Raw genomic sequence first — 16,482 nt, 5'->3', positions numbered from 1 at the left:
GGTATTTGATTGGAGCTAGCTCGTGCGTCCCTACTGAGGAACCTCGCAATGCCCATGCATCGCCCATCCGCCAACCTCCGGCCTCCCGTTGACATCCCATTGCTTCAGCCGCCCATCCCCGACGATGTCGAAGCCGCCGATGGCGGCATCGGCCTGCGGCATATCGAACACCCGCTGCTGGTGCATATGGCGCGCCCGGAAAACACACCGCCCGGCACAGCGTTCGAGCTGTACTGGGGCGACCCGCAGTGGCCGGTCGCGCGCAACTTTATCCGCGACGACGATGAGGCCCTGACGCGCATCCCGTTCATCGTGCCGGAGGACCACATCCTCGAGTCGTGGGCCGATCCGGTGTATGCCAAAGTCATCCGCAAGGGCGGCGATGGTGACGAAACCGCGCGCCTGCGGCTACGGGTCAACCTGCAGCGCCCCGGCGGGCGTGATTCCGATGACGAGACGCCGGGGCATCAGCGGTTGGTGTACGAACTGCCTCTGGATGTGCTGATCGATGGCGTCGACGACGCGCGCGCGGAGCCGGGCGTCGAGATCGTGTTTCGGCATTGGGAAAACATGGCGCCTTATGACCTGCTGATTCTGGTTTGGGGCTCCGAGCGAATCGAACACCGGGTCCAGCCTGACGAGGTGAACACCGACATCCGCCTCACCGTCGACTACGCAACCATCGGCGCCGCCGGCAATGGCGAAGCGATTCCCGTGGGGTTTCAGGTGGTGGGTCCGACCGGGAATTATCCGGATGAGTGGGCGCGTTGGTCGGCGATAACCTGGGTGGACGTGTACCTCGATACCGAGCGTACAGAGGCCCCTTGGCTGACGTTCCCCGAGACCGAGCGGGATATCGAGTTGGAGCAATTGGGCGGGCAGGGAGTAAGAGTGGGGGCGCGTGTCAGCAGTGCGGATGCCCGTGCGTATTCAGTCGTTACGCTGGTGTGGGCGGGTACCGACAATGAGGGCGTTGCTGTGCCGCATCTGGAGAGTCAAAACCTGTCAGGTGGCAAGGCCTATTACTTCACTATCGACCATGCCCTGGTGGCTGCGCTGGCCAAGGGGACGGCATACATTTATTACCTGCTCCAGGGCGAGGGATTGCCTGACAAACGCTCATACAACCGTCACCTGAGGATTCTGGGTGACGTCGTCAAATGGCTGGCGCCCACCATTGATGAGGCACCCGCCGGCTACCTGGACCCGAATCTGCCCGAAGCTACCGTGCGCTTCCCTTTTCAGGAAAGCTGGCCAGGCGATGCGTTGCTCGAAGTGGTGTTTGTGGCGGGTCGTGCCGAGGGCGCGATTGTGGACCGCATAGGGCGCAAGGTTGATGACATTCCGCCGACCACGGGGGGCTATATGCTTTTCACCGTCGGTACCGCCGACCTGAAGCGCATTGAGGGATACGCCACTGAGGTGTTCTACGCCCTTACCAAGCGAAACATGGCACCTGACGAGACATCTCAGGACTCCTTGCGCCTGAAAGTACAAGTGGGTGAGCCAGCGCGGGAGCTGCCCGAACCGATTGTCCAACAGGCGCCCGACGGAGTGTTGAACCCGGATGACATTACCGATTACGCGAAGGTCATTGCCCCGTTTACCGGCACATTGCGGGGTGACTGGATCAACATGCACTGGATCGGGCCCAACACCCACACCGCCGTTATGGTTCAAGTGGGCGAAAATGGAACCACCACAGAACACGACATTCTGATCGACTACATCACGTCCAACCTGGACCAGGAAGTGATGGTGTTTTATACCCTGGCGCGAGGCGAACAACCTTTGCGCCACTCCTTTCTCACGCGCGTCACCATATCCCGCGATTCGCTTGAACTGCCTCCGGCCATATAGCACGGGGCACTTATCACCGGCCCTGACTCCGCGACATTGAAGCCATTGAATGCGATAAACGGGACCGATAAACGGGACGATAAACGGGACAGATTTATTTACCCACAACGAGGAGCCTAACGATGACCACGCCCCGTATACCCGCCAACCTCCTGCCTCCCGTTGACATCCCATTGCTTCAGCCGCCCATCCCCGATGATGTCGAAGCCGCCGATGGCGGCATCGGCCTGCGGCATATCGAACACCCGCTGCTGGTGCATATGGCGCGCCCGGAAAACACACCGCCCGGCACAGCGTTCGAGCTGTACTGGGGCGACCCGCAGTGGCCGGTCGCGGGCAACTTTATCCGTGACGACGATGAGGACCTCACGCGCATCCCGTTCATCGTACCGGTGGACCACATCCTCGAGTCGTGGGCCGATCCGGTGTATGCCAAAGTCATCCGCAGCAGCGGCAATAACGACGAAACCGAACGCCTGCGGCTACGGGTCAACCTGCAGCGCCCCGGCGGGCGTGATTCCGATGACGAGACGCCGGGGCATCAGCGGTTGGTGTACGAACTGCCTCTGGATGTGCTGATCGATGGCGTCGACGACGCGCGCGCGGAGCCGGGCGTCGAGATCGTGTTTCGGCATTGGGAAAACATGGCGCCTTATGACCTGCTGATTCTGGTTTGGGGCTCCGAGCGAATCGAACACCGGGTCCAGCCTGACGAGGTGAACACCGACATCCGCCTCACCGTCGACTACGCAACCATCGGCGACGCCGGCAATGGCGAAGCGATTCCCGTGGGCTTTCAGGTAGAGGGAGCGACCGGCAATTATCCGGATGAATGGGCGCGTTGGTCGCCGATAACCTGGGTGGACGTGTACCTCGATACCGAGCGTCCAGAGGCCCCTTGGCTGACGTTCCCCGAGACTGAGCGGGATATCGAGTTGGAGCAATTGGGTGGGCAGGGAGTAAGAGTGGGGGCACATGTCAGCAGCGCGGACGCCCGTGCGTATTCAGTCGTTACGCTGGTGTGGGCGGGTACTGACAATGAGGGCGTTGCAGTGCCGCATCTGGAGAGTCAGAACCTGTCAGGTGGCAAGGCCTATTACTTCACGATCGAGCATGCCCTGGTGGCTGCGCTGGCCAAGGGGACGGCGTACATCTATTACTTGCTGCAGGGCGATGGGTTGCCCGACAAACGTTCATACAACCGCCACCTGAGGATCCTCGGTGACGTAGTCAGGTGGCCGGCGCCGCGCATTGATCAACTGATCGGTGATTACCTTGAGCCCGACCTGCCTGAGGCCACGGTGCGCTTTCCCGCCCAAGCCAGTTGGCCTGACGGCGCATTTCTGGACGTAATGGTGGTTGCGGAGGGGGTAGGGAGCCCCATTGTGCGCAGGATAGGCGCGCCGGTCGGCAACATCCCGACCACCCCCGAAGGCGAGAAGCTCGTGATGGTCCCCAACAGCATACTCAAGCATTTCAATGGTTACCCCACAGAGGTGTATTACGTTCTATCCCGCCAGGATGCACTGCCTCAGGAGTCCTTGCGCCTGAAAGTGCATGTGGGCGAACCCGTACGAGAGCTGCCGGAACCCATTGTCGAAAAGGCGCACGACGGGGTTTTGAACCCGGATGATATTACGGAGTATGCCTGGGTGATTGCTCCGTTTACTGGCACATTGCAGGGTGACTGGATCACTTTGCATTGGGTAGGTCCTGCCGCCAGAACCAGTGTCAGGGTTCAAGTGGGCGTAGACGGTGCCACCACTGAGCACGACATTTTGATCGACTACATCACGCCCAATCTGGACGAACAGGTCAGGATCTTTTACACCTTGGAACGTAGCCAGCAACGGCCCCGTTATTCCCATATCGCCACCGTGGAAATTCGCCAGGGCCTGGGCGAGTTGCCACCGCCGGAGCTGACTGGGGCAACTATCACCAGCCCCGGTACTGCCAGACTTGCACCACTGGACGTACAGACCGGCACGACGTTGGTGGTGAGCTATGTCGGCATGCGCGACGGTGATTCGATTCAAGTGACCATGCAAGGTACTGCCGGTGCTGGTTCTCCGGTGATTCCAAGCAAGCCGGGTGATCAGGCCACCAAGCGCGTCGAGTTTGATATTTCCAAGGCGGCAATTGCTGCGAACATTGGCAGTTCCGGCACCCTAGTCAGGCTCACTTATACGGTGACGCGCGACGGGCAAACCGAGCCGGCGACGCCCCTGACGGTGACAGTAACGCCGCTTCCCGTGGGCAGCTTGCCGAGGCCGCTGATCAATAACATTGCCACGGGTGGTTTACTGGACATAACCGGCTTTGGTGCGTCCACCTTGTGGAGTATCGCGGCCTATCCCTTTCAATATTCCAATGGGCAAATTAAATGGCTGACCTACAAAGGAACCGACAACAATAATCAGATTGTGGAGTATGTGCCTTGGTCGGGGGCGAACAATGGCCATGCGGGAGCGTATAGCTACAACCCTAATCACAACTGGTTTCGGACACTTAAATCCGGGACGGCATTGACCATTGAAGTGCGTATTGCCTTCGACAGAGTGAACGAAAAACCTCAGGCTGTAATTCTTCAGACGACGACGTACACGGTTAAAACTACGCCACCACCTTTGTTCAGCGAAGCCGGCGTAGTGATGAATGCACAAGTTATGCTTATCGAGGGCTATTTAGATCGTCACCCGGTTAAATTGCCAGCAGGATATAGGTTTACTCGCGCAGCAGCGGGGGGGACTCCTCCGTACACTTATCGTTCCAGCAATGAGAACGTTGCGACGGTTAATAGTCTTGGCGAGGTGACTAAGCGATTTAATGGTTCTTCCGTCATCACTGTCACTGATGGTACCGGCCGATTTTCAAGCTATACTGTTACAGTAACAGGAACAACGCGACTGCTCATTGTGAGTAGCAGGACTAAGCATGCAGCAAATGAAATTATTTATGGGCGGAAGGCAGTATATATAAATCGTGGATCTTTCCCGTATATCCGAGACTCTTGGGGGGCGAACTTTCCATTGTCGATGGATGCATGGGTTTGGTCGGATGACCATAACAGTGGTACCGAACTATGGCTGATTTACCATATAGGGTCTGGTGCCTCTACTTGGGCCAATGGAAGTACATCCTCGCATCCGTCAATTGGATATTTATTATCTTGAGTATACTGGCACTAAAGGAAGAATGAAAAAGAGCCGGTCTTACTTGGTTTGTAAGCCCGGCTTTTTCGAACTTCTTTTCGGTGAGCCCCCCCTAGGCTGGCTCACCAACGAAAACCTAAACGTCGCTCCACGCCCAGCCACCTCCACCAACCGAATCTCACACCCATGCAACTGCAATATCCGATGTACAATCCTCAAGCCCAACCCCCCATCCCGTCGTGCACCGCCAATGGTAAACGCCCGCAGGAATAACCCTTCACGCAGTTCGGCATCAATCCCCGGCCCACTGTCACTGACGGTCACTTCAACCCGATCCCCCTTGGGCGCAAGTGTGACCTGGATATCCCCGTTCACCGGCGTATGCCGCAGCGCGTTGTCCAGCAGGTTGGTCAGCACCCGCTCAATCAACCCAAGATCCGCAAACACCGTCGGTACCTGCGGCGGCAGGCTGGCGCTCAAGGTGATGCCGCGCGCCTCGGCGGTCAGTTCGAATTTCTGGAAGATGTCCTGCACCAAATCCGGCAGGGAAAAGCCCTCGATCACCGGCTGTACAAAACCATGTTCCAACCGCACCAGTTCCAGCAGCGATTGCGCCAGGCCGCCGACCTTGCGGCTCTGGTCCAGTGCAATACCCAGGTAACGCCGACGGTCTTCGGGGCTCAGGCTGGCGTCTTTCAGCGACAGGGTTTCCAGGTAGCCATGCAGCGAGGCCAGCGGGGTGCGCAGGTCGTGGGAGATGTTGGCGACCATCTCGCGACGTTCCTGGTCCTGGTGGGTGAGGGCGCGCCATTGTTCGCCCAGGCGGTTTTCCATCTGGTTGAAGGCCTGGTCGAGCACGGCGATTTCGTCCTGGCTCGACGGGGCAGTGGCCACGGTCTGCTCGACTTTCGGCGCGCCGTTGATATCGAACTGGCCGACCTTCTCGGTCAGCAGGCGCAGGGGGCGGGTGATCCAGGCGAAGGCGGTCAAGCCGGCCAGCAGACACAGGAGCGCTACCAGGGCGATGGACCACAGCGCGATATTCAGGGCCACGCTGGTGGCGTCCTGTGCGTCGAACAGGTCATGGGCCTCGCCCAGCAGCACCACGTACAGGTAGCCGGTTTGCTGGCCATTGACCTTGAGCGGCGCGGCGCTGAAAACCTTGAGCTCATCGACGCTGCGCGGGTCATCGCCCACGATCGGCAACCGGGCGCCGCTGAGGAATCGGCGAACCGGCTCCAGGTTCACCTGGTCACGGCGCAGGTGCCCGCTGGGCGCGGCATTGCCCACCACCCGGCCATTGATGTCCAGCAGGTACACCTCGACACTCGGGTTCACCAGCATCAACTGGCTGAACAGGTTGCGCACCGCGTCGGGCTTGAGGCCGTCGGCGTCCATCAATTGGGTGTCGCGGGCGATGTGTGCGGCGAGGTCGCGGGACAGGCCTTGCACCACCTCCAGTTCGTGCATGTGGTTGGAGCGCACTTGCAACCACGCCGAAGTGCCGCTGCAAACCAGCAGCAGCAACGCAAACACCAGCGACAAGCGCTGCGTGAGGGTCAGTTTCATGATGCTTGCTCGGCAAACTTGTAGCCACGGCCCCACACCGTGAGGATGCGCGCCGGGTTGGCCGGGTCGGTCTCGACCTTGGCCCGCAGGCGGTTGATATGGGTGTTGACCGTGTGCTCGTAGCCTTCGTGGCTGTAGCCCCACACGGCGTTGAGCAGGTCCATGCGCGAGAACACTTTGCCCGGCTGGCGTGCGAAGAAATACAGCAGGTCGAACTCCCGTGGCGTGAGGTCCAGGCGCTGGCTTTGCAGGGTGGCTTCGCGGGTCAGCGGGTTGATGAACAACTGGCCGAGGTCGAGGCTGCCGGCGTCCATCTTGAGGTTGCGGGCCATGGCATCTACCCGGCGCAGCAAGGCTTTGACCCGTGCCACCAGCTCGGGCATCGAGAACGGTTTGGACAGGTAGTCGTCGGCCCCCAGCTCCAGGCCGAGGATGCGGTGCAATTCACTGGAGCGGGCGCTGGTGATGATGATCGGCGTGTAGCGCGTCATGGCACGGGCGCGGCGGCAGATTTCCAGGCCGTCGACGCCGGGCAGCATCAGGTCGAGGATCAACGCATCCCAGCCGCCTTGTTCCAGCAGTTGCACGGCCTCGTTACCGTCGGCGCTGTGCACCACCTCGAACTGCTCGTCCCGCAGATGCAGGCAGATCAAATCGGCAATGTGCGCATCGTCCTCGACCACCAGGACACGTTTGGGCTGATCCATTGTCAAAACCTTTTCTCGTGATTCGCGCATTGTGCGGGTTTTGCAACAGTGTAGTTATCACGAATTGTTTAACTCTGCGTGAGGATTCCGCGACCAGACCGGGCCTAACCTTCAATCATCGCAATGGTAAAAATTGTGGCGAGGGGGCTTGTCCCCCGTTGGGCTGCGTAGCGGCCCCAAAAAAAACGGGAGCGCTGCGCACTCCAACGGGGGACAAGCCCCCTCGCCACAGGGTTATTTGCCGGCCATATAGCGTTGGAACTTAGGAGAAGGTTATGTATACGCGTCGACAAATGCTGCTGGCCGGTGGCGGCCTCGGGCTTGCGGTAATCGCCGGTGGCCTGCTGCAAAAAATCAACGCCGGTCCCGCCCTGATCGCCGAAGCCGAAGCCGCCGAACACTTCGACGTCAGCCACACCGACGCCGAATGGCGCAGCCTGCTGACCGCCGAGCAATACGCGATCCTGCGGGAGCAGGGCACCGAACGCCCTTACAGCAGCGCCCTCAACAGCGAGCATCGCAACGGCATTTTCGCCTGCGCCGGTTGTGCATTGCCGCTGTATGCCTCAACCACCAAATTTGAAAGCCACACCGGCTGGCCGAGTTTCTGGCAACCCCTGGAAAACGCCGTGGCCAGCCACGTCGACACTTCCTTCGGTGTGGAACGCAAGGAAATCCATTGCCGGCGCTGCGGCGGTCATCAGGGCCATGTGTTCGATGACGGCCCGGCTCCCACCGGCCTGCGCTATTGCATGAACGGCGCAGCCATGACGTTCACCGCGGCTTAATTCAATGTCTTCGTATAAGGGAATACCCCATGTGGCTTTTGGTTCTCGCGTATCTGGGCGGCGTGCTGACGATTGTCAGCCCGTGCATCCTGCCGGTTCTGCCTTTTGTCTTCGCTCGCACCGGGCAGCCGTTTTTGCGCAGTGGCTTGCCGCTGCTGCTGGGGATGGCGATGACGTTCGCCCTGGTCGCCTCGCTCGCGGCGGTGGGCGGCGGTTGGGTGGTGCAAGTCAATCAGTACGGTCGCTGGCTCGCGTTGCTGTTTGTTGCGCTATTCGGGCTGACCTTGCTGCTGCCCAGTCTGTCGGAACGCCTGACCCGGCCACTGGTGGCGGCGGGCAGTCGCCTGTCGGAAGCCGCCGGGGCCGATTCGCGGCCGCGGCCGGGCGCTTCGTTTCTGATCGGCGTGGCCACCGGGCTGCTGTGGGCGCCGTGCGCCGGGCCCATTCTGGGGTTGGTGCTGACGGGCGCCGCGCTGCAAGGCGCCAGTATCGGCACTACCTTGCTCTTGCTGGCCTACGCGGCAGGCGCTGCCACCTCCCTGGCCTTGGCGCTGCTGGTCGGCGGTAAAGTCTTTGGCTTCATGAAGCGCTCCCTGGGCGCGGGTGAATGGCTGCGCCGTGGCCTGGGTGCGCTGATGCTGGCGGGTGTGGCGGCAATTGCCCTGGGCCTGGACACCGGCATCCTCGCGCGCTTGTCGACGGCGTCAACGGGTGGCCTGGAGCAAAGCCTGGTGGAAAAACTCAGCGCCAAGCCTGAACAGAAGAGCGGGGCGATGATGGCCGGCGGCGCGATGATGGCTGCCAACCACAGCGACACGCTGCCGGTGGAAGGCCAGTTGCCGGCGCTGGACGGCGCCGTGCAATGGCTCAATTCCGAGCCACTGACCGCCGAGGCATTGAAGGGCAAAGTGGTGCTGGTGGATTTCTGGACCTACTCCTGCATCAACTGCCTGCGCACCTTGCCGTACGTCAAGGCCTGGGCCGAGAAGTACCGCGACCAGGGCCTGGTGGTGATCGGTGTGCACGCCCCGGAATTCGCCTTCGAGCGCGACGTGAACAACGTCACCAAGGCCATGAAGGACCTGGGCATTACCTACCCGGTGGCCATCGACAACAACTACAAGATCTGGCGCGCGTTCAATAACCAGTACTGGCCGGCGCACTACTTTGCCGATGCCAAGGGCCAGATTCGCTACCACCATTTTGGCGAGGGTGATTACGCCGAGTCCGAGCGGGTTATCCAGCAACTGCTGCGTGAAGCGGGGGCTACCAAGGTCGCAGGCGGTTTGATCGAAGCTGACGCCAAGGGCATCCAGGCCGCACCGGACATGAACGAAGTGCAGTCGCCGGAAACCTACCTGGGCTTCCAGCGTGCCGAGCATTTTGTCTCCACGGGCACGTTGACTACCGACAAGGTCGCCCACTACCCGGCAGCCGGCAATCTCGCGCTGAATAACTGGACCCTGGAAGGTCAGTGGAATGTCGGCGGCCAGCAAGCCACCCTCGCGGCGGCCCACGGCAAGATCGTCTACCGCTTCCATGCCCGTGACCTGCACCTGGTGCTGGGGCCGGGCGCCGACGGCAAGCCGGTGCGCTTCAACGTGACGATTGACGGCCAGGCACCGGGGGATGCCCACGGCACCGACGTTGCGCCGGATGGCAGTGGCACGGTGACCGAACAGCGCTTGTACCAGCTTGTTCGCCAGCCGGATGCCATCAAGGACCGTACGTTCAGCATCGAGTTTCTTGACCCACACGTGGCGGCTTACGCCTTCACCTTCGGCTAACCCGGCGACGTAACGCTTGAACTGAAAACCCAATCAATGTGGGAGCTGGCTTGCCTGCGATAGCGATGTTGAATTCACCACCGCCATCGCAGGCAAGCCAGCTCCCACAGTTGACCGCGTTTATTCTGATGTTTCGGAGTGACTGAGATGAAACTGTTTAAGTACTTACCAGCCCTCGCGTTCGCCGCCTTTGTCGGCCATAGCTCGGCGTTCTCTTTCGGCCCATCGGACGACGCGGTGGTGATTGCGCCACCGGCCATGGATCTGCCCGCAGACTCCAACAACCTGCAAACCGCCGTGTTCGCCGGCGGCTGCTTCTGGGGTGTGCAGGGCGTGTTCCAGCACGTACAAGGGGTGAAAAATGCGGTCTCCGGCTATGACGGCGGCGCGGCCAGCACCGCCCAATACGACAGCGTCAGCGGCGGCGATACCGGCCATGCCGAATCCGTCGCTGTGACCTACGACCCGAGCAAGGTCAGCTACGGCAAGCTGCTGCAGATCTACTTCTCGGTGGCGCACAACCCCACGGAGCTCAACCGTCAGGGCCCGGACAGCGGCACGCAGTACCGTTCCGCGATCTTTGCCCAGAATGCCGAACAGCAAAAAGTCGCCCAGGCCTACATCGCCCAACTCGACGCCGCCAAGGCTTTCGACAAGCCAATCGTGACCACCATCGAAATGGGCAAGGCCTTCTACCCGGCCGAGTCCTACCATCAGGACTTCCTGACGGAAAACCCGTCCTATCCCTACATCGTGATCAACGACCTGCCCAAAGTGGCACAGCTGAAAAAACTGTTCCCCGACCAATACCGCGCAGAACCGGTGCTGGTAAAAAACCAGTAGGAGCGAGCTTGCTCGCGAAAAACCTGAGGGCGCCGCGCTCGTCCAGTCAACAAGCGTTATCGTTAACGACCTTCGCGAGCAAGCTCGCTCCTACACTTTGGGCAGGTAGGGCGCCAGGCGCCGGCCCATTTCCTCACCCAGGGCTTGCAGCCCGCTCATGGGGCGGATCATCACTTCAAACTCGATGATCTGCCCTTGTTCGTTAAAGCGTATCAAGTCGATGCCCTTGAGCTGTTTGCCACCCACCCGCGCGCTGAACTCCAGCACCACGCTTTGGCCGTCGGCGGTGGCCAGCTCACGGTGATAGGTGAAGTCTTCAAAGACCTTGAACACGGTGTTGAGGATCATCGACACCACAGGCGCGCCGAGGTAGGGCGTGTGGGCCATGGGCGAGCGGAAGACTGCGTCGGGGGCCAGCAATTCGGGGAGTGCCTTGAGGTCACCGGCAACGAGCATGGCGTGCCAGCGTTTGAGGCTGTGGGCGGCCTGGGGAGATAGGTTCAGTTGTTCGGACATGGTGGGCACCTGTTCTTATGATGGGCGGGGCGTTGCACCCCACCAACATAAGAGCGGCACCAGGGCCGGATCAATGATCCGAAATGACAGTTATATGATTGAGCCGCACATCACATCAGACGACTTCAAGGTACGAGCTATGAATCGCCCGCGCCAACTCGCGCACGGTGTCGATAAACTCTGTCAGCCGGCTGTGCAGACCATCCTCCAGGATCTCATCAATCCCGGTATACCGCAGCCGCGCTTCAAATTCCGCCGCCAAACGCTGGGCCGTACGCCCATAACTCCCCGGCAAATCCGCCAGGATATGGCTCAACTCTTCAATACACGCATGCAGGGAGCGCGGTACATCGCTGCGTAACAGCAGCAACTCCGACACCGACCGCGCGTTCAACGCATTCGGGTACAGCTCGGTATACGCCTCGAACGACGACAACGCCCGCAGCAGCGCACTCCATTGGTAATACCCGCGTGCCGAGAGGTCGCTGACCTCTTCGGACTCTTCGCCAAACATCTCGTACCGCGCATCCAGCAGGCGCAACGTGTTATCCGCCCGCTCGACAAAGGTGCCGAGCCGGATAAACCGATATGCGTCATTGCGCATGATCGTCCCGGAGGTCGCTCCACGGAACAGGTGCGAACGCTGCTTCACCCAGTCGCAAAAGTGGCTGATGCCATGGCGCGCCAGGCCGCCGGCGGCGATGCTGCGCATTTCCAGCCAGGTGGCGTTGAGGTTTTCCCACATGTCGGCGGTGATTCGCCCGCGTACGGCGTGGGCATTACCCCGCGCAGCGCGCAGGCAGTTGTAGATGCTGGCCGGGTTTTCTTCGTCGAGGGCGAAGAAGTGCAACATGCGCTCGGCATCCAGCTGCTTGTGGCGTTCCAGGTAACTGTCCAGGGTGCCGCTGCTGAGCAGCGACATGGCCAGCTCGTCGAGCCCGTCACTGCGCCCGGCCTGGGGCATCAACGACAGCGAATAACTGACTTCGAGCATGCGGGCCAGGTTCTCGGCACGCTCCAGGTAACGGGACATCCAATACAGATCTGCGGCGGTTCTACTCAGCATATTCAGCCCTCCACCACCCAGGTGTCCTTGGTTCCGCCGCCTTGCGACGAGTTGACGATCAATGAGCCTTCGCGCAGTGCCACGCGGGTCAAGCCACCGGGCACCAGGCGGGTTTCCTTGCCCGAGAGCACGAAGGGCCGCAGGTCGATATGTCGCGGCGCGATGCCGTTTTCGACAAAGGTCGGGCAGGTGGACAGGCTCAGGGTCGGTTGGGCGATGTAGGCGTGAGGACGGGCCTTGATGCGTTGCCGGAAGTCCTCGATTTCAGCTGCGCTGGAAGCGGGGCCCACCAGCATGCCGTAGCCGCCGGAACCCTGGGTTTCCTTGACCACCAGCTCCGGCAGGTGAGCCAGCACGTGGGACAGTTCATCGGGCTTGCGGCACTGGAAGGTCGGCACGTTTTGCAGGATCGGATCTTCATCCAGGTAGAACCGGATCATTTCCGGCACATAGGGGTAGATCGACTTGTCATCCGCCACGCCGGTGCCGATGGCATTCGCCAGCACCACATTGCCCGCGCAGTAGGCCGCGACCAGGCCAGGCACGCCGAGCATCGAGTCGGGGTTGAAGGCTTGCGGGTCGAGGAACGCGTCGTCGATACGCCGGTAGATCACATCAACGGCCTTCGGGCCATCGGTGGTGCGCATGAATACCTTGAGGTCGTGCACGAACAGGTCGGCGCCTTCCACCAGTTCCACGCCCATTTCCCGGGCCAGGAACGCATGTTCAAAAAACGCGCTGTTAAAGCGGCCCGGCGTCAGCACCACCACGTTGGGGTTGTCCAGGCGGCTGGCACTTTTCAGGGTCTTGAGCAGCAGGTTGGGGTAGTGGTCTACCGGGGCGATGCGTTGTTTGGCGAACACCTCGGGGAACAGGCGCATCATCATCTTGCGGTCTTCGAGCATGTAGCTCACGCCGCTGGGAGTGCGCAGGTTGTCTTCGAGCACGTAGTAGGTACCGTCGCCGTCGCGTACGAGGTCGACCCCGGAGATGTGCGAGTAGATATCGCGGTGCAGGTCGAGGCCAACCATGGCCTTCTGGTAACCCTCGTTGCCGAGGACTTGCTCGGCGGGAATGATCCCGGCCTTGATGATGCGCTGGTCGTGATAGATGTCGGCGAGGAACATGTTCAGCGCATTCACCCGCTGGATACAGCCGCGTTCGATGACGCTCCACTCACTGGCAGGGATGCTGCGGGGAATGATGTCGAAAGGGATCAGTCGCTCGGTGTCTTGCTCGTCGCCATACAGAGTGAAGGTGATTCCGGCACGGTGAAACAGCAGGTCGGCTTCACGGCGGCGCTGGGCCAGCAGTTCCGGCGGCGTATTGGCCAGCCAGCGGGAGAATTCCTGATAGTGCGCACGGCAAACGCCTTGTGCGTCATTCATTTCATCAAAGAAAGATCGAGCCATTCCAGTACCTTGTCAGTGCCCGGGGAAATGCTGATGGGTGGCACTGCCGCTTTAGAAAACGCATTTTTTTATGAGCCCGTGGCTGATGGTGCCAGCAGGCCTGGTCCTTACTTTCTTTTGGGGTGGGCTCTGGGTCGAGAGGTAACGCTTGCTCCTGTATCCGGGCAGATGAATGGATAAAGCAATGCCTGTGCCGAAACCTCTGTATGAGCGAGCTTGCTCGCGAAAAACCTGAGAACACCCCGTTCAGTCAGGATGCCAGCGGTATCGTTGACGCCCTTCGCGGGCAAGCTCGCTCCTACAGGGGGCGGGGCGTGCTCCAAATTGGCGCATTAACAAACTTGAACTTCGCGCCGGCCTGATTCTTCTAAAGGGTCTCAGTCCAGCACGGAGCACGGATGTGCCCAGAATCATTTCACCCGACACCCCGGAATCGAGCCTGACCGACCACAGCGAACACAACGCGAAGATTTTCGGTTCGCCCAAGGACCGTCTCGATTTCTACCGGCGCGAGATCCAGTACGAAACCAGCATCCTGGCCAACCGTACCGACGCCTACCTTACGGCGCAGTCATTCCTGGTGATCGCCTTCGTTTCCGGCATGGGCAACCTCAATCCGGAATGGGGCAAGCTGTTCACCCTGGTGGTGCCGGTGTTCCTCGCGCTGCTGGGCATCCTCAGTTCCCTGAACGCCTGGCCGGGTATTCGGGCGGCCTACGACATCATTGATCACTGGCACTACAAGCAGAGCGAACTGCTGCGCAGCGAGCCGGTGATGGGCATGGCCTATGATGAGTCGCCGCTGTTTTCCGAGATGGAGTCGTCCCACAAGGGTTATCGCAAGTCGCTGTTGTTCTCGATGCGCGCGCCGTGGCTGTTCATGGTGTTCTGGGTAATCCTGGGGGCCTATGCGTTCTATATCCAGGTGGACAATCCCGGCTCATAAGCAATTGGAACTTCACCCACCCGCACAGGACCTTACCTTTACGCAGTCTGCGTTTTCCAACAGAGGTGAGCCATGAGCACAGACAACGACCCGCAAACCAGCAACCGTAACGATCCTGCCATCGATGGTGGCGAACCGGCGCCAGGCACCGCGGCCGACGCGCCGAAAGACCCGAAGCCTGCCAGCGACCCAAAGGCCAAGGAAAACGACTACAGTCCTGACTTCAAGCCCGAGCGCGAGCCCAAGCCTGAAACCGATGCCGATATCGATACCCAAGGCGGTTAGAGGAGACGGTCATGTCAGTTGAAATAGACGAAGACGATGAACTCAATGACCCGGGCAATGAAGACCCGGGTTCATTGATGGATGATGCCGAAGTTCCGCTTAACGACCTGGATGATGCCGCTGACGTCGGCAATATCGAAAACCAGGAGTAGACGTCATTGTTGTGCCTGTGCACGTCGTTCATACCACACCAGCATCGGCTGCGTGCTGAGACCATGAACGACGATGCTCAGGGCAATGACTGACAGCGTCAGGTTCACTGCCACCGCGCTGCTGGTGCCCACCAGCCCATGATTGATGGCATAGAACAGGTAGTAGATGCTGCCGATCCCGCGAATCCCGAACCAGCCCACCAATCCGCGCTGATGGCCATTGAGCAAGGTGCCCCAGGGTATCGACAGCACGCTGAGGGGGCGGATCACGCAAAACAGCAATGCGCCCACCGCCAGTGCCCGCCAGTCCCAATGGCTGACCAGCACCACCCCCAGCAGGGTCACCAGAAACACTTCCATCGAACGCTCCACCAGGCCGCCAAAGGCGAGCATGTCACCCATCATCACCCCGGCGGCGATCTGCGAGTCTTGGAGTTGCCCGACGTCCCCATGCAACGCATGCTCCGGCTCCACTTCCATGTGGCCTACCACGGGTTGGGCGAGATGCTCGGCGGGAGTTTGTGAGTTGCCGGTGGACTTGAACTCGGCTTGGCGCAGCCCAAGGCCGGCGGCGAATACCGACAAAAAGCCGTAGCCGCCGATGGCTTCAGCCACCACGTAGGCCAGGGCGATCAGGGCCAGCGTCAGGTAATCATTGGGTGACAGGGTGCTGTCGGCATTGGTAATGCGCATTTTCAGGGTGATACGACCGATGCCCCGGCCCATCCAGTACCCCACAAGCAGCCCGGCAGGTACGGCCCAGAGCAGGTTTTTCAGGACCCAGCCGCCCAGCCAGTCACCGTCGAAGCCGCCGTGCTGCATGAAGATCAGTGCAAAGATCACGAACGGGAAGGCCGTGCCGTCGTTCAGTCCGGCCTCGCCCGAGAGGCCGAAACGCAGCGAGTCATAGTCCTGAGCGTTATTCACCTGGACCAGGCCCGCGAGCACTGGGTCGGTGGGCGCCAGAATCGCCCCCACCAACAGCGAAACGCCCCACGACAACCCCAGCAGCCAATGCAGCACCAGGCATGTGCCGAGGATGGTCAAGAGCATCACAGGCCCGGCCATCCCAAACGCAATGCGCCAGGTTCGGTGCTTGAGGGGCAGGCGCAATTTCAGCCCGCTGACAAACAGCGAAAACAGCACGGCGACTTCCGTCAGGTGTTCCATCCAACTGGCTGAGGCCTTTATGTCCAGGTGCAGCAGGTCCATGCCCAGCGGGCCGATGCAGATACCCAGCAGCAGGCAGACAGCCGAGGTGGTGACGGGCATCCAGCGCAGATAGGAGGAGGTGAGGGCGAGGATGAGCAATACCGCGCCGAGTACGGCCATCCATAAAATAAAAGTCATCGAGCGTGTACCAGGCCGTGGTCTATCCCGGTTTGAGGACCACGGCCAG

The 16,482-nt window shown here is 60.5% G+C and carries 14 protein-coding genes; 8 read left to right on the top strand and 6 right to left on the bottom strand.

Annotated features, from left to right (window positions below; translation table 11 throughout):
- The first annotated feature begins 99 nt into the window (after positions 1-99).
- Both ACUN0G_RS29365 and ACUN0G_RS29360 read left to right on the top strand, forming a co-directional pair.
- On the top strand, positions 100-1,860 hold the full coding sequence (locus tag ACUN0G_RS29365; RefSeq protein ID WP_445575070.1) for a hypothetical protein: 1,761 nt from the start codon (positions 100-102) through the stop codon (positions 1,858-1,860).
- A 122-nt stretch (positions 1,861-1,982) separates the two neighbouring features.
- A complete protein-coding gene (locus tag ACUN0G_RS29360; RefSeq protein ID WP_445575069.1) occupies positions 1,983-5,033 on the top strand; it encodes an Ig-like domain-containing protein in 3,051 nt (1,016 codons plus the stop codon).
- A 39-nt stretch (positions 5,034-5,072) separates the two neighbouring features.
- On the opposite strand, the gene ACUN0G_RS29355 is transcribed toward ACUN0G_RS29360, so the two are convergent.
- On the bottom strand, positions 5,073-6,581 hold the full coding sequence (locus ACUN0G_RS29355; RefSeq protein WP_445575068.1) for an ATP-binding protein: 1,509 nt from the start codon (positions 6,579-6,581) through the stop codon (positions 5,073-5,075).
- Positions 6,578-7,288 (bottom strand): response regulator transcription factor, encoded by a 711-nt coding sequence (locus tag ACUN0G_RS29350; RefSeq protein WP_017479736.1) that lies wholly within the window; start codon positions 7,286-7,288, stop codon positions 6,578-6,580. The genes ACUN0G_RS29355 and ACUN0G_RS29350 overlap by 4 nt, the downstream gene beginning before the upstream one ends.
- A 275-nt stretch (positions 7,289-7,563) precedes the next feature.
- Between ACUN0G_RS29350 and msrB the strand changes: the two genes are divergently transcribed.
- The 3 genes from msrB to msrA all read left to right on the top strand — a co-directional run bounded on the left by msrB (position 7,564) and on the right by msrA (position 10,706).
- Positions 7,564-8,076: a peptide-methionine (R)-S-oxide reductase MsrB gene (msrB, locus tag ACUN0G_RS29345; RefSeq protein ID WP_445575067.1), complete on the top strand. Its 513-nt coding sequence runs from the start codon at positions 7,564-7,566 to the stop codon at positions 8,074-8,076.
- 29 nt (positions 8,077-8,105) lie between these two features.
- On the top strand, positions 8,106-9,863 hold the full coding sequence (locus tag ACUN0G_RS29340; protein WP_445575066.1) for a cytochrome c biogenesis protein DipZ: 1,758 nt from the start codon (positions 8,106-8,108) through the stop codon (positions 9,861-9,863).
- A 147-nt stretch (positions 9,864-10,010) separates the two neighbouring features.
- The gene (msrA, locus tag ACUN0G_RS29335; RefSeq protein WP_421552959.1) at positions 10,011-10,706 is read left to right on the top strand and encodes a peptide-methionine (S)-S-oxide reductase MsrA; all 696 of its coding nucleotides are present in this window, start codon (positions 10,011-10,013) and stop codon (positions 10,704-10,706) included.
- Between the two features lie 90 nt (positions 10,707-10,796).
- Here msrA and ACUN0G_RS29330 read toward each other — a convergent pair whose 3' ends face one another.
- The 3 genes from ACUN0G_RS29330 to ACUN0G_RS29320 all read right to left on the bottom strand — a co-directional run bounded on the left by ACUN0G_RS29330 (position 10,797) and on the right by ACUN0G_RS29320 (position 13,700).
- Positions 10,797-11,222, bottom strand: a complete 426-nt coding sequence (locus ACUN0G_RS29330) for a nuclear transport factor 2 family protein (protein ID WP_445575065.1) — start codon at positions 11,220-11,222, stop codon at positions 10,797-10,799.
- 115 nt (positions 11,223-11,337) lie between these two features.
- A complete protein-coding gene (locus ACUN0G_RS29325; RefSeq protein WP_012724311.1) occupies positions 11,338-12,288 on the bottom strand; it encodes an alpha-E domain-containing protein in 951 nt (316 codons plus the stop codon).
- A gap of 2 nt (positions 12,289-12,290) precedes the next feature.
- Positions 12,291-13,700: a circularly permuted type 2 ATP-grasp protein gene (locus tag ACUN0G_RS29320; protein ID WP_445575064.1), complete on the bottom strand. Its 1,410-nt coding sequence runs from the start codon at positions 13,698-13,700 to the stop codon at positions 12,291-12,293.
- Between the two features lie 400 nt (positions 13,701-14,100).
- On the opposite strand from ACUN0G_RS29320, the gene ACUN0G_RS29315 reads away from it, so the two are divergent.
- The 3 genes from ACUN0G_RS29315 (at position 14,101) to ACUN0G_RS29305 (ending at position 15,083) form a co-directional block, all read left to right on the top strand.
- Positions 14,101-14,646 carry a hypothetical protein gene (locus ACUN0G_RS29315; RefSeq protein ID WP_063030302.1) on the top strand — a complete coding sequence of 182 codons (546 nt, stop codon included), beginning with the start codon at positions 14,101-14,103 and terminating at the stop codon, positions 14,644-14,646.
- 72 nt (positions 14,647-14,718) lie between these two features.
- Entirely contained in the window at positions 14,719-14,931 is a 213-nt protein-coding gene (locus tag ACUN0G_RS29310; RefSeq protein ID WP_076013493.1) for a hypothetical protein, read from the top strand.
- Positions 14,932-14,942: 11 nt separating this feature from the next.
- The gene (locus ACUN0G_RS29305) at positions 14,943-15,083 is read left to right on the top strand and encodes a hypothetical protein (RefSeq protein WP_167410157.1); all 141 of its coding nucleotides are present in this window, start codon (positions 14,943-14,945) and stop codon (positions 15,081-15,083) included.
- A gap of 3 nt (positions 15,084-15,086) precedes the next feature.
- On the opposite strand, the gene ACUN0G_RS29300 is transcribed toward ACUN0G_RS29305, so the two are convergent.
- Complete coding sequence (locus ACUN0G_RS29300; RefSeq protein WP_445575063.1) at positions 15,087-16,433, bottom strand: cation:proton antiporter; 1,347 nt, start codon at positions 16,431-16,433, stop codon at positions 15,087-15,089.
- Positions 16,434-16,482: the final 49 nt, after the last annotated feature.

This window comes from Pseudomonas sp. 32A, from assembly GCF_052682255.1.
The sequence above is the reverse complement of the archived record's forward strand: the minus strand, read 5'-3'. Positions and strand labels throughout refer to the sequence as shown.

Bases quoted from the DNA above. Each gene is read 5' to 3' on its own strand.
- ACUN0G_RS29325 (WP_012724311.1), bottom strand. From the start codon at position 12,288: ATGCTGAGTAGAACCGCCGCAGATCTGTATTGGATGTCCCGTTACCTG.
- ACUN0G_RS29355 (WP_445575068.1), bottom strand. From the start codon at position 6,581: ATGAAACTGACCCTCACGCAGCGCTTGTCGCTGGTGTTTGCGTTGCTG.
- ACUN0G_RS29330 (WP_445575065.1), bottom strand. From the start codon at position 11,222: ATGTCCGAACAACTGAACCTATCTCCCCAGGCCGCCCACAGCCTCAAA.
- ACUN0G_RS29320 (WP_445575064.1), bottom strand. From the start codon at position 13,700: ATGGCTCGATCTTTCTTTGATGAAATGAATGACGCACAAGGCGTTTGC.
- ACUN0G_RS29340 (WP_445575066.1), top strand. From the start codon at position 8,106: ATGTGGCTTTTGGTTCTCGCGTATCTGGGCGGCGTGCTGACGATTGTC.
- ACUN0G_RS29305 (WP_167410157.1), top strand. From the start codon at position 14,943: ATGTCAGTTGAAATAGACGAAGACGATGAACTCAATGACCCGGGCAAT.
- msrB (WP_445575067.1), top strand. From the start codon at position 7,564: ATGTATACGCGTCGACAAATGCTGCTGGCCGGTGGCGGCCTCGGGCTT.
- msrA (WP_421552959.1), top strand. From the start codon at position 10,011: ATGAAACTGTTTAAGTACTTACCAGCCCTCGCGTTCGCCGCCTTTGTC.
- ACUN0G_RS29310 (WP_076013493.1), top strand. From the start codon at position 14,719: ATGAGCACAGACAACGACCCGCAAACCAGCAACCGTAACGATCCTGCC.
- ACUN0G_RS29360 (WP_445575069.1), top strand. From the start codon at position 1,983: ATGACCACGCCCCGTATACCCGCCAACCTCCTGCCTCCCGTTGACATC.
- ACUN0G_RS29350 (WP_017479736.1), bottom strand. From the start codon at position 7,288: ATGGATCAGCCCAAACGTGTCCTGGTGGTCGAGGACGATGCGCACATT.
- ACUN0G_RS29300 (WP_445575063.1), bottom strand. From the start codon at position 16,433: ATGACTTTTATTTTATGGATGGCCGTACTCGGCGCGGTATTGCTCATC.